This window comes from Citrobacter sp. XY323, from assembly GCF_025106035.1.
In the GTDB taxonomy this organism is placed as follows: Bacteria; Pseudomonadota; Gammaproteobacteria; order Enterobacterales; family Enterobacteriaceae; genus Citrobacter; species Citrobacter braakii.
Genome location: NZ_JANYUK010000013.1, coordinates 106,824 through 119,738, shown reverse-complemented (window position 1 = coordinate 119,738; position 12,915 = coordinate 106,824). Strand labels below are relative to the sequence as shown.

Annotated in this window: 11 protein-coding genes, 1 tRNA gene and 1 other RNA gene; 5 read left to right on the top strand and 8 right to left on the bottom strand. The window is 53.2% G+C overall.

All coding sequences use genetic code 11. The features are described 5' to 3' along the window. Positions 1 to 92: 92 nt before the first annotated feature. From dppA to N0B36_RS17975, 7 genes are all read right to left on the bottom strand, one after another. Positions 93 to 1,700 (bottom strand): dipeptide ABC transporter periplasmic-binding protein DppA, encoded by a 1,608-nt coding sequence (dppA, locus tag N0B36_RS18005; protein ID WP_016154904.1) that lies wholly within the window; start codon positions 1,698 to 1,700, stop codon positions 93 to 95. Further along, the gene (locus tag N0B36_RS18000) at positions 1,615 to 1,851 is read right to left on the bottom strand and encodes a hypothetical protein (RefSeq protein WP_137398959.1); all 237 of its coding nucleotides are present in this window, start codon (positions 1,849 to 1,851) and stop codon (positions 1,615 to 1,617) included. The genes dppA and N0B36_RS18000 overlap by 86 nt, the downstream gene beginning before the upstream one ends. 419 nt (positions 1,852 to 2,270) lie before the next feature. Further along, positions 2,271 to 2,403: non-coding RNA, RtT sRNA (locus tag N0B36_RS17995), on the bottom strand. 33 nt (positions 2,404 to 2,436) lie between these two features. Beyond that, positions 2,437 to 2,513, bottom strand: a tRNA-Pro gene (locus tag N0B36_RS17990). A 91-nt stretch (positions 2,514 to 2,604) separates the two neighbouring features. Further along, the gene (gene eptB, locus N0B36_RS17985) at positions 2,605 to 4,299 is read right to left on the bottom strand and encodes a kdo(2)-lipid A phosphoethanolamine 7''-transferase (RefSeq protein ID WP_016157716.1); all 1,695 of its coding nucleotides are present in this window, start codon (positions 4,297 to 4,299) and stop codon (positions 2,605 to 2,607) included. Positions 4,300 to 4,509: 210 nt separating this feature from the next. After that, positions 4,510 to 5,712 (bottom strand): MFS transporter, encoded by a 1,203-nt coding sequence (locus tag N0B36_RS17980; RefSeq protein WP_016154906.1) that lies wholly within the window; start codon positions 5,710 to 5,712, stop codon positions 4,510 to 4,512. A 251-nt stretch (positions 5,713 to 5,963) separates the two neighbouring features. Further along, the gene (locus N0B36_RS17975) at positions 5,964 to 6,665 is read right to left on the bottom strand and encodes an autotransporter outer membrane beta-barrel domain-containing protein (RefSeq protein ID WP_016154907.1); all 702 of its coding nucleotides are present in this window, start codon (positions 6,663 to 6,665) and stop codon (positions 5,964 to 5,966) included. A 159-nt stretch (positions 6,666 to 6,824) separates the two neighbouring features. Here N0B36_RS17975 and tag point away from each other — a divergent pair, with 159 nt between their 5' ends. Further along, complete coding sequence (gene tag / locus N0B36_RS17970) at positions 6,825 to 7,394, top strand: DNA-3-methyladenine glycosylase I (protein WP_046275777.1); 570 nt, start codon at positions 6,825 to 6,827, stop codon at positions 7,392 to 7,394. After that, positions 7,384 to 7,824, top strand: coding sequence for an N-acetyltransferase (locus tag N0B36_RS17965; protein ID WP_016157718.1), 441 nt, complete (start codon positions 7,384 to 7,386; stop codon positions 7,822 to 7,824). Before tag ends, N0B36_RS17965 begins: the two co-directional genes overlap by 11 nt. On the opposite strand, the gene N0B36_RS17960 is transcribed toward N0B36_RS17965, so the two are convergent. Further along, entirely contained in the window at positions 7,793 to 10,126 is a 2,334-nt protein-coding gene (locus N0B36_RS17960; protein ID WP_259688775.1) for a molybdopterin guanine dinucleotide-containing S/N-oxide reductase, read from the bottom strand. The two genes, N0B36_RS17965 and N0B36_RS17960, sit on opposite strands and share 32 nt — an antisense overlap. A gap of 159 nt (positions 10,127 to 10,285) precedes the next feature. Between N0B36_RS17960 and N0B36_RS17955 the strand changes: the two genes are divergently transcribed. From N0B36_RS17955 to N0B36_RS17945, 3 genes are all read left to right on the top strand, one after another. Further along, positions 10,286 to 10,948 carry an OmpA family lipoprotein gene (locus N0B36_RS17955; protein ID WP_259688774.1) on the top strand — a complete coding sequence of 221 codons (663 nt, stop codon included), beginning with the start codon at positions 10,286 to 10,288 and terminating at the stop codon, positions 10,946 to 10,948. Positions 10,949 to 11,049: 101 nt separating this feature from the next. Beyond that, positions 11,050 to 12,066: a LacI family DNA-binding transcriptional regulator gene (locus tag N0B36_RS17950; protein ID WP_005133828.1), complete on the top strand. Its 1,017-nt coding sequence runs from the start codon at positions 11,050 to 11,052 to the stop codon at positions 12,064 to 12,066. 99 nt (positions 12,067 to 12,165) lie between these two features. Beyond that, on the top strand, positions 12,166 to 12,915 hold the full coding sequence (locus N0B36_RS17945; RefSeq protein WP_016154912.1) for a sugar phosphate isomerase/epimerase: 750 nt from the start codon (positions 12,166 to 12,168) through the stop codon (positions 12,913 to 12,915).

Here is a 12,915-nt window from a genome sequence, read left to right as displayed (position 1 = left end):
CCCTCCAGCGAGAGGGAGATAAAGCATTACTGTCAGGTGGCGCTACGGTGACCCGACTTAACGGTCCGTAGCGCTGCCTGGCTTGCTTTTAATTATTCGACAGAGACGTTTTCGAAGTGATGTTTGCCTAATGGATCAACCACATAGCCTTTCACTTCTTTACGCACTGGTTCATACACGGTGGAGTGAGCAACAATCAGAGCCGGGGCCTGATCGTGCATAACAACCTGAGCTTGCTTGTACAGTTCAATACGTTTGTTGTGATCGTCGGTCGCACGCGCCGGCTGGATCAGATCTTCAAACGGCTTGTAGCACCAGCGAGAGTAGTTGGAACCGTCTTTCGCTGCCGCACAGCTGAACAGGGTGGCGAAGAAGTTGTCCGGATCCCCATTGTCACCGGTCCAACCCATCATCACCGCCTGATGCTCACCCGCTTTGGCGCGTTTCAGATATTCGCCCCACTCGTAGGTCACAATCTTGGCCTGAACGCCAATTTTCGCCCAGTCAGCCTGAACCATTTCCGCCATACGGCGGGCGTTCGGGTTGTAAGGACGCTGTACCGGCATGGCCCACAGCTCAACGGTAAAGCCTTTATCCTGACCCGCTTCCTTCAGCAGCGCTTTAGCCTTTTCAGGATCGTAGGTGTAGTCTTTAACGTCGTCGTTATAGCCCCACATGGTCGGTGGGATCAGGTTTTTCGCGGCAACGCCAGCGCCCTGATATACCGCTTTAATGATGGCTTCTTTGTTCACCGCGTAGGTCAGCGCCTGACGGACTTTCACGTCATCAAACGGTTTCTTCTCGGTGTTGAAAGAGAGGTAGCCAACGTTCAGACCGGCCTGCTCCATCAGGTTAATGTTTTTATCCTGCTTCATGCGCGCGATATCTGCCGGGTTCGGGTACGGCATCACCTGGCACTCGTTCTTCTGCAGTTTGGCGTAACGCACGGAAGCGTCAGGCGTAATGGAGAAGACCAGACGGTCAATCTGTGGCTTGGTGCCCCAGTAACCTTCGAATGCTTTATACAGAATACGGGAGTCTTTCTGGTACTGCTGCAGCTGGAACGGACCGGTCCCAATTGGGTTCAGATCCACTTTCTCCGGGGAACCGGCTTTCAGCATGTTGTCTGCATATTCTTTGGAAAGAATAGAAGCGAAGTCCATCGCCAGGTCAGCCAGGAAAGGCGCTTCCGGGCGAGTCAGCACGAACTGAACTGTTTTATCGTCCACTTTTTTCACTTCGGAGATCAGATCTGGCAGACCCATCCCTTCGAAGTATTCATAGCTACCGCCAGAGACTTTGTGGTACGGGTTTTGGGCATTTTTCTGACGATCGAAAGAGAACACCACGTCATCGGCGTTTAAATCGCGCGTCGGTTTGAAATCTTTGTTGTCCTGCCACTTCACGCCCTGGCGCAGGTGGAAGGTATAGGTTTTACCGTCTTCGCTGATTTCCCACTTCTCAGCAAGGCCCGGGATCACTTCAGTTGTACCGGTTTTGAACTCGACCAGGCGGTTATAGATCGGTACGGAGCTGGCATCATAGGTCGTGCCAGAGGTGAAAAGCTGTGGGTTAAAGCCTTCAGGAGATCCTTCTGAACAATAAACCAGAGTTTTAGCCTGTACGCTTGCGGCGCAGGTCATAGCCACCAGGCTCAGACCAAGCTTCAGCATCCCTGACTTCTTCAAGGAAATACTCATTCTTCTGCTCCAAATGTGATGTTTGTTGTTTTACCCTTTGCAGTGGGTTTGCACCGCCTGGCCTTTTTTGTTTTTTACCCGGCCGGGTCGGCGTTAAGAGGATAGGGATTCCGTTCACATAAGCGACTGAGTTGCAGTGCGGATTCTCCATGAAATGCCCCTCATGCCCTACAATCTGTCAACAGAATGTGAAAACGTCAATACAGGTAACCGTGATTTACACCAACGGTGAGAATTCGCAAACAAAGATTAAAAAAAGTGCAGAAGGACATTTTCAGCAGGGAAATTTGTGCTACGCGCACTATGCCAGAATAAACATCTTAATATTTCGCAACATTTGGTGATTAACATTTATGCAAATTATTAAAACTTTCTAAATTAATGCTGCATATCTGAGCGATTAATGCCATGAACGCTAAAGCGCACAGCGGAAAATGCCAGGTTCAGCCATAAGTAGCGCAAAAAAAGTTTCAAGCAAATATAAAAAAAGGCAATGGAATATGTCACAGAATCGTTAACAGTCAGTGGGAAGTGGTGCACAATTTTTGCAGATAAAAGGAAGGTCAATTTTGGTCGGTGATAGAGGATTACTCGCCACTGACGTGGCTCGCCCTACGGGCCGTTGCTAACGCAACGTTCTCTCGCTGCGCTCGAGTCGAACCTCTTCCCCCGGAGGTTCTCATCCTCGTGGGTTTCAAATGCAAAAAACCCTGCTCGTTGAGCAGGGTTTTGAATTTGGTCGGTGATAGAGGATTCGAACCTCCGACCCCTTCGTCCCGAACGAAGTGCGCTACCAGGCTGCGCCAATCACCGAATGCGGGGCGCATCTTACTGCTCAGCCGCGCCCCCGTCAATCCCTTAGTATCAAAATGCCATTTGATCGGCGAGAAAGTCAGCAGCCCAATTACTGAGCCGTAACCTTCTTCGCGTCCGGGATACGGCACCAGTTGTTATTCTCGTTAATACCGCCATTTGGCGAGGTATAACCGAGGCAACCCAAAATAGTGTCGTACAGTTCCACATGACGACGCGGCACCTTCATATCCGCTTCTTGCTTCAGGTGTGCAAACGCCTTCGCATGGTCTGGGTCTTCCAGATATTTGTCTGACATCCACACCAGCATTGGAACGCGGAACTGCTCTGGCGGAGCCATTTTACGCGGCGTACCGTGCAGGTGCTCACGCTCGTTAATCGACTCACCGTGATCGGCGGCGTAGAACACTATCGCTTTCTTATCCCGCAGTTGATCAAACACTTTGGTAATAAAGTGATCAACATAGGTTACCGAGTTATCAAAAGAGTTAATCATCTCGGCTTTCGAGCAACCGCTATCCACATTGACACACTCCGGCTTCCACTGCGCATATTCGCGGGTGTAGCGCTGCGTGTAGTTAAAATGCGAACCTTTGGTATGCAGAATAATCAGACGTTTGCCATCATCATCCGTCGGTTGCAGAGACTGCTGCATTTCGGTAATCAACAGCATATCGTCAACGTTCTTGCCACGGTTACGCGGCTCTGCGCCAATCTGCTCTCGGTAAGCGATGTTCTCCGCCATGGTATTGCTGTAGAACCACATCTCGCTTTGCATCGCGTAGAGGTCTGTCTTGAACCCTAACTGACCGAGCACGGAAAAGACGTTTTGTTCTTTCAGGGTACGCTGCGGGTTTTCTTCCGCCCCACCTTCACGCACAAACATACAGCGCAGCGAAAGTTTGGTCGCCGTGTCACAGGAATATCCACGGAACGCGGCCAGGTTTTTCTCCTGGGCGAGCCTTGGCGTGGTATTTCGCTCATAGCCAAAAATCCCCATATGGTCCCAGCGGGTGGTTTCGCCGATAATAAAGACCACATAGGTGTCGTCGAGGTTCTTAGGCTCAACATAGGTAAATTTCTTCGCCGGGTTCATCAGCGATTTGTTGTCTGAGGATTCATCCACCTGTGCCCAGGCGTACAGACCCAGCGCAGAGAGCCAGTTTGACGGCAAGTAAGAGTTTGCCACAACCCCGCCATAGCTGGGTAAATCGATACCTGTTTCTCGCTCTACGCTTCTCTGTTGCATGCTCAGCAGGCGAATCGGCGCCCATACCATCAGGCCGGCCAGTAAAACTACCGCTACGCTACGCCACCTCATGCCCGGCGTACGAATTTGTCTCATCAACGTGTAGCGGCAGCGGTTACTCCAAATCAGCACCAAGGGAATAATACTGACCGAAACCAGCCACACGATGAAATGCCAGCCGACGACTTCTTTCGATAAATCAATATCCGTGGTCATTACGGAGGCGATAATACCGTAACCAATTACCACGTTCAGGAAGGTCATATAATAACTGGCGCCGGCAGAACACAGCACCAAACAGGTTGCCAGGACACGCCAGGCGCGGCGGCCAAACAAAGAGAGAAGGCGTAGTAAAAAGAAGGTCACCAGCACAGTGCCGGCCAATTCAACAACCGCGGAGAGTCCTTTCCAGACGGTAAAATCGTGCGCATATCCGCTAAAGCGACGGAAAAATACAGCACAGTTCATAAACAAACCGATATAGATTGCCAGCAAGAAACTGAGTTTCTGCTGCGTCATCGACTTAATGTATCTCATGCAAACAAACCCTGGAAATCGGGATAAAAAACCCTGAGCAGCGATCAATCAGACCTGACAGAGGAAAAATGCGACAACAGCAGAGGTGAAATGTCTACGGGCGCGGGTAAGTAGACCACAGGAGGGAGCAAAAGTGCTTATAGAGAATGAAAATGGCGCATAAATTTTTGTAAATATATGCGCCAGGTATTAATCATACTACTAATAGATTTAGGCGTGCGCCTCGGTATAGACGCTACGTTGTGGCTGACGAATAGTGGTAGAAAGCGCCAGCGAAATGATTAACAGCGCAAAGATAACGCAGAAGGTCACATAGAACCCGCCAAACAGCGAGGCGATAATGGAACCGCAAATGCTACCGATACCGAAGCCCAGGTAAATAACACCGTAGTTTTTAGCCAGGTTATTCAGACCGAAGAACTCGCTGACCAGTGACGGGAATACGGTGATGGTGCCGCCAAAGTTAAATGCGACACAGGCAATTGCCATAAAGAAGGTTACGTCATTCAGCGGCGCGAACAACAGTGCAGCCATACCGACCAGCGAAACGACCTGACCAATGGTGATCACGCGAATACGGGAGATTTTATCGGACAGAATCCCCAGCACCAGACGACCCGACAGGTTCGCGATAGAAATGACGGTAACCGCATTCGCCGCCGTCGCCACATCCATATGCGCCAGGCTTTGTGCGATATCTTTCGCCACGCCAATGACGTACAGACCGCTCATACACGCCGTCAGGAACATGACTGCCAGCATCCAGTACTGCGGTTTGCGCATGGACTGCGCCAGGGTGTAGTCGTTCTCAACCACGCCATTCTTCGCTTTCACTTCCTGATTCGGCGCATCTTTCATCAGCGTGGAGCCAAAGACGATCATCACCAGTACGATCGCGCCCCAAATCATGAAGGTTTTTTCCAGGCCCACGGTGCTCAGCAGTTGGCTGTCGATAAATTTAAAACCGAGGCTGCCAAGGCCATAAGAACCGATGGCAAAGGCGGAAATCAGCCCTTTACGCTCAGGGAACCATTTTACGCAGTTGGAAAGCGTTAACAGGTAACCTGCGCCATCCGCCAGACCAACCAGCACACCAGCGCTCAGCCACAGCATAATCAGGCTGTTGGAATGGGCGGTTAAGAAGAAACCGACGCCGAGTAAAATACCGGAGGCCATGGTGACGCGTTTCACGCCAAAACGTTCCTGCAGCTTGCCGGCAACGGAAGAGGAAATCGCCAGCCCGAGGCTCAGCAGGCCAAAGGAAAATGCCACCTGACTGACCGGCGCATCGAGCTTAGAAGAGAGCGCGCCATTAAACAGGCTCCAGGTATAAACAGAACCTAAAGCAAATTGGGTAATAATCGTGCCGATCAGTGTTAGCCAGCGAGTACGCTGATAATCAGAAGTTTTCATGGCAGTCTTCCTGCATAAGCAAAATGGGAAATTCTCTGCCAACAACCATACCGAAGCGCTTTTATGGCCAGGAGAAAACGGCATGAAATGCCGCCAGGACGGAATGAAATGCCTGGAATGCGGAATGAATGACGAGACAAAAAGTCGGGTTACTGAATTTTATCTTCAGAGTTAGTACACGCTATCGCTGAGGGGCGTGTGATTGTTGATCTCAATATGTAACAGAGATGTTTAGCTGATGATTTTTTGCGTTAAAATTTGGCACTCACTCCCATGGTGTACATATAGTCGCTGTTATTGGTGCTATTTTCCGCCTGCGAAAGCGCCGCGTAAGCCGCCATGTGCCGGTTCAACAGCATATCTGCGCCAACGGTAACATCCAGCCAGTTACCGTCTTGACCCGCCGCCGTCATGCGACTGAGGCCCGACTGCGCTTTCCAGATATTCTCGCCAAACTGCTGGTTATAGCTGATTTGCGCCCACGGTCGGACATCACCGAACTGAGAATTGACTCGCCAGCCTAACGTGCTGACGCTGGCATGCCACAGCGGATCGTTCTGCGTTACCGACGTCACGCTATCGCCAAATTCGTTGTAAGTAGACGTGGTCGAACCGTCATAATGCAGCGCGGCCACCGGACCGGTCATCACCTGCCTTGAAAGCGGAAAGTTCCAGCCCATACTCATGCCGCTGGTCGCATCCATAGGCGTTTCATCCGCCAGATTCACCACGGGACCCGCCACGTTTTGAGTGGAGCGAATACGTTCTTCCAGAATGTCGTTATAACGTGGTTGGTGATCGCTGTCCCATGTATAACGTTCAGCCGTATGCCCTGACATCGCATCAACGATATATTCTTGTTGCCAGCCATATGCTGTATTGATGAACAGCGCACAAACTACGACGCTCGCCAGAGTTAACCTTTGGCGACCACTACTGTTTCTTATAATCATCAACGCGACTCCAGAAAAGAGCCGAATTCGGCGATATTATTGTCATTGTGTGAAGGATATCGGGCCCATCAGGCCCTGTATTAAATATTGTCTTTTTAGCTGGCGCGTCAAGGCGGGCCGAATGAAATTTTTACGCCAGTAAAAACAGCGAGGAAGAATATGCAGCGTTGCGGATGGGTCAGCCAGGACCCACTTTACATTGCCTACCACGACAAGGAATGGGGCGTCCCCGAAACAGATGGCAACAAGCTGTTCGAAATGATCTGTCTGGAAGGCCAACAGGCCGGTTTATCGTGGATCACCGTGCTAAAGAAACGGGAAAATTATCGCCACGCCTTCCACCATTTTGACCCGGAAAAAGTGGCGGCCATGACCGAAGAGGATGTGGAAAGACTGGTACTGGATGCCGGCATTATTCGCCATAGAGGAAAAATTCAGGCCATTATCGGCAACGCTCGCGCCTTTCTGACCATGGCGCAAAACGGAGAATCGTTTAGCGAGTTCGTCTGGTCATTTGTTGATAACCAACCGCAAGTGACCCGCGCCGCCAACCTGAGCGATATCCCCACCTCTACACCGGCGTCAGATGCTCTGTCTAAAGCGTTAAAAAAACGCGGATTTAAGTTTGTCGGCACCACCATTTGTTACTCCTTTATGCAGGCATGCGGCCTGGTCAACGACCATGTCACCACCTGTATCTGTTACCCGGGAGAACAACATGATTCGTGAATCAAAGGCTGACGATCTACCGTCGATTCTGGCGCTGTGGATGGAAAGCACGATCCATGCCCATCCGTTTATCGAAGAACGCTACTGGCGCGAAAGTGAATCCATCGTGCGGGATGTTTATCTGCCAGCCGCACAAACCTGGGTATGGGAAGAAGAAGGGGTGCTCAAAGGCTTTGCCAGCGTCATTGACGACCGCTTTCTCGGCGCGCTGTTCGTCGCGCCTGCCGCCATCAGAAGCGGGATCGGCAAAGCGCTGGTGCAGCATGTACAGCAGCGCTTTTCGTTACTCAGCCTCGAGGTCTACCAGAAGAATCAATCAGCGGTGAACTTCTACCATGCGCTGGGTTTTCGCATTGAAGATGGCGCATGGCAGGAAGAGACTCACCATCCTACGTGGATTATGGGCTGGCAGGCGGATCAAACGCCGTAAGCGTCAACGTTGGTCCGCTGTATTTTTCGAGCCACGCCAGCGCAGTGTTGCCCGCACAGCCATTCCCCAGCTTCGAGCTGGGGAGATCTTTGGTCAGCACGTTGACGGCGCCATTTTTACAAATACCGTTGGCAGCGAGATCCAAATCAGGCCAGGCGCCCTCATGAATACAGATGACACCGGGTTTAATTCCCGTCGTCACGACCGCTCCCGCCAGAACGTGCCCACGCTGGTTCCACACCCTGACCGTGTCGCCATCCGCAATACCGCGCGCTTTGGCATCCTGCGGATGAATCGTGACGGGCTCACGATCCGCTACCGCATACTGTTCGCGCAACGCGCTGTAATTTAGCTGACTGTGCAAACGGTGCGCCGGATGGGCGGAAAGCAGCTGTAACTGGCCCGGCTCGGCGTTACCGAACCACTCATCCGGCTCCAGCCACATCGGATGCCCCGCACAGTCCGCGTAACCGTAACCGGCAATCCTCGCGGAGTAGATTTCAATTTTACCGCTGTCCGTTTTCAGCGGATGCGCCTGTGGGTTGCGGCGAAAATCCGCGAAACGGATAAACTCCGCGCTGGCGGCGTTTTCCGGCATTTCGATCAGCGCATTCCGCTGCCAAAACTCGGTGAATGGCGGCAACGTCACCTGCTGGCTAGCCCCACGCTGCCCGGCAATGTTGTAAAAAGTCTCCAGCCATTCCAGCTCGCTTTTGCCTTCGGTAAATCGCTCATACCCGCCCTTCTCCCAGCGTTCACTCAGCTCGGCAAAGACATCAAAATCATTTCGCGCTTCATCCTGCGGCGATACAACCTGCTTCATCGGCACCAGATGCTGGTTGCTGTAATCGCCAGTCATGGTCAAATCATTACGCTCAAAAGACGTCGTCGCCGGCAGCACGATATCGGCATGCTTCGCTGCGGCTGTCCAGAAACACTCCGAGATAACCACCAGCTCCGGTTTTTGCCAGGCGCGAATCAGACGGTTGGTGTCCTGATGATGGGTGAAGTTAGCGCCGCCCGCCCACCACAGCATACGGATGTCCGGGAAATGGCGGTCCATACCGTTGTGCTGATAAAAACCACCCGGATTCTCCAGCGCTTCAACAATTCGCGCCACCGGGATGTTATCCACCGCGTCGGTGCCGTTTTTAACGCTGCCCTGCATTGAAGCCAGCACCGCAGCGCGGCGCGTTGGGTTGCCGCCGTTGGCAAAATGGTACGACAGCCCAAAGCCGCCGCCAGGCGTCCCGATTTGCCCGAGCATGGCGGCCAGCGTGACAATCATCCAGTGTTTCTGCTCGCCATACTGCTGGCGTTGCATACCCCATCCCGCCATCAGCATGGTGGTATTTTGGTGAAATATCGCCGCAAGTTCACGTATTTTCGCCGCCGGAACACCACAAATTTCAGCGGCCCATTCTGCCGTTTTTGCAACATCGTCAGATTTGCCCAGCAGATAGTCGGCAAAACGGTCATATCCGGTCGTACACCGGGCGAGAAAGTCCGCGTCGTGCCAGCCGTTTTCCACCAGCGTATGCGCGATACCCAGCATCAGCGCCACGTCGGTCCCCATATGCGGAGCGATCCATTCCATCTTCTCGCCAAAGAAATCGACGCTTTCCGATCGCATCGGATCGATACAGATCAACCGCTTCCCGCTGCCACGCAGTGCCTCAAAGTAAGCGAGGCCCTGCTCGTCGGAGGCGTTCCAGGCAATTTTCAGGGTATTCAGCGGATTGGCGCTCCATAACACCACCACTTCACTGTTCTCCAGCACCACCGGCCAACTGGTCTGCTGCTGGTAAACTTCGTTACCGCCCACCACGTACGGCATGATGGCCTGCGCAGCGCCCGTCGAGTAATCCCCCAGATGCCCGGTATAACCACCCGCCAGCGCCATATAACGCTGTAACAGGGTTGCGGCTTTGTGTAACACGCCGTTGGAACGCCAGCCGTAGGAACCGGCAAAAATCGAGGCCGGCCCGTAGCTGTCACGGATGCGTTTATGCTGCGTATGGATAAGATTCAGCGCGTCGTCCCAACTGACACGAACAAATTCATCTTGCCCGCGCACCCCCTGCGGATTCTCCGGCGAGGCGAGAAAGCCTTTACGCACCATGGGAAAACGTACCCGCGTTTTACTGTGTACCTGGTCGCGCACCACGGTTTGCAAAGAGTTGGGATGGGCGGTGGGCAGCGCGCCGCGAGAGGAGAAAACCGTCTCGCCATCGGTTTCGACGAGAATAGGTCCCCAGTGGGCGGCGGTTAACACCGAGTAATGTGCGGGTGAATTAGCCAAGATGGCGCTCCTGAATGCGATGTGACGGCTTATTTATTATGCCGTTCAATGTTACTTACAAATTTCAGAGTCTTCCCTGGAATTTTCTTCATGTTCACACGTCATAATCAACCGCCACGGTCGCTGTGGCAAAGAAGAAAAAGTCATTAAGGAATTAAGATGAAGAAACGTGTTTTTGTTATTGCTGCCATCGTGAGCGGCGCCCTGGCGGTTTCTGGCTGCACAACAAACCCTTACACCGGCGAACGCGAAGCGGGTAAATCCGGCATTGGCGCGGGTATTGGCTCTCTGGTCGGCGCGGGTATTGGCGCACTCTCTTCTTCGAAGAAAGATCGCGGCAAAGGCGCGCTGATTGGTGCGGCGGCTGGCGCGGCCGTTGGCGGCGGTGTCGGCTATTACATGGACGTGCAGGAAGCAAAACTGCGCGACAAAATGCAGGGAACGGGCGTCAGCGTGACGCGCAGTGGCGATAATATCATCCTGAATATGCCAAATAACGTCACCTTCGACAGCAACAGCAGCATCTTGAAACCTGCGGGTGCCAACACCCTGACCGGCGTGGCAATGGTACTGAAAGAGTACAATAAAACCGCCGTCAACGTGCTCGGCTTCACCGACAGCACCGGCAGTCAGGATCTGAATATGCGCCTGTCGCAGCAGCGCGCGGACTCCGTGGCCAGCGCCTTAATCACTCAAGGCGTCGCCGCTAACCGTATCCGCACTCAGGGTATGGGCCCGGCAAATCCAATCGCCAGCAACAGCACGGCGGAAGGTAAAGCGCAAAACCGCCGCGTAGAGATCACCTTAAGCCCGCTCCAGTAACGTTTTGTGCCGGATAATGGCAGCGTCTTATCCGGCATGAAGCACTTGCCATCGTTGATTTTCGCGTTAAGGTGTTGTCACCAAATTTAGGGAAATCAGCGATGAGCAAATCAACACGGGCAACCATCAGCGATGTGGCGAAAGCCGCAAAAACCGGCAAGACCAGCATTTCACGCTACCTCAACGGTGAAAAGCACCTGCTTTCCGACGCGCTACTGGCCCGCATTGAACAAGCCATTGCCGATCTCGACTACCGTCCCAGCTTGATGGCAAGAGGCCTGAAACACGGTCGTACCCGTCTGATTGGTCTGATCATCGCCGATATTACTAATCCCTACTCCGTCAACGTGTTAAGCGGTATTGAAGCCGCCTGTCGCGATAAGGGCTTTACCCCGCTGGTGTGTAACACCAACAACGAAGTGGATCAGGAGCTGCATTATCTCGACCTGCTGCGCAGCTACCAGGTCGAAGGGATTGTGGTCAACGCCGTTGGAATGCGCGAAGAGGGGCTGAACCGCCTGCAACAGTCTGCGCTGCCGATGGTTCTGATTGACCGTAAAATTCCCGATTTTGCCTGTGATATGGTCGGGCTGGATAACACCCAGGCGGCAACGGTTGCCACTGAACATCTGGTCGAGCAAGGTTTTGAAGCCATCCTGTTCCTCAGCGAACCGCTGGGCATGGTGAATACCCGCCGCGAACGCCTGAGCGCTTTTCGCGCCACGCTCGCACAGTACCCCGGCGTTATCGCGCAAAATGCCGAAGTCCCGCTAACGGACAATACGCAACTGGATGACACGCTGCGCCAGTTTCACCAGCAGCATCGGGGGATGCGCAAAGCCGTTATCTCTGCCAACGGCGCTCTCACGCTGCAGGTTGCCCGCGCCCTGAAGCGCATTGGCCTTAACTGGGGCAGCGATATCGGCCTGCTCGGTTTTGACGAACTGGAATGGGCGGAGCTGGCGGGCGTCGGTATCACCACGTTGAAACAACCCACATGGCAGATTGGCTACACCGCCGTTGAGCAGGTTGTACGCCGAATTGATGGCGGCTCTGCTGCCATTCAGGAACAGGTATTCTCCGGCGAGCTGATCGTGCGCGGCTCAACCGCCCGTTAAATTTCCTTCGTGATGGTGATCATAAATTCGACATCATGAGCTTTTCTTTGGAACCGGTTCCATCTAGCGTTATAACAAGAATGCTAGTCTGGAGTTTCCATGAAAAGAAAAATTATGGTGGTTACCGCCGCCTACGGCTACGACCAGGTGCGGGCAGCAGGCGGGCAAACGGCAATGTTGCCCATCATTGCCGAAGCCGGTGCTGACGGCGTCGAAATCCGCCGCGAGTTATTAACCGACGCCGAGCTGAAAACGCTGTCCACAATGGCCTCTGCAATCGAACTCTTCGGCCTGCTGGCCTGTTATTCAGCGCCTGAACCGTTATTCCTTGAGGATGGGAACCTGAATCCCCGACTTCCGCAGCTCCTCGAAGAAGCGCAGGCCCTACAGGCGCTGTGGTTAAAAGTCTCTCTCGGTCATTTTTCCCATACCGAACAGTTCGACGATTTACGTGAATGGCTGGACAACAGCGGCATGGAGCTGGTTGTGGAAAACGATCAGACCGCCTGCGGACGCCTGCAGCCGATGCAACGCTTTAATGAAGCCTGTCAGACGCAAAACCTGCCGATATCTCTGACTTTCGATATGGGCAACTGGCTGTGGGTTGGCGACTCCCCGGAACAGGCCGCGCAGAACCTGGCGCCAACCGTCGGATATATCCATGTCAAAGCCGCAGTTACGCATCGCGATAGCTACCGTGCCGTACCGCCTGATGAAGCAGATTCACGCTGGCTGGCGCTGTTAAAAACGCTGCCCAACGATGTTCCGCGCGGTATTGAGTTCCCCCTGGAAGGGCAGGATTTGACGGCGGTTACCCGCCACTACGTCGAGCTGTTACGCGAGGAGTAA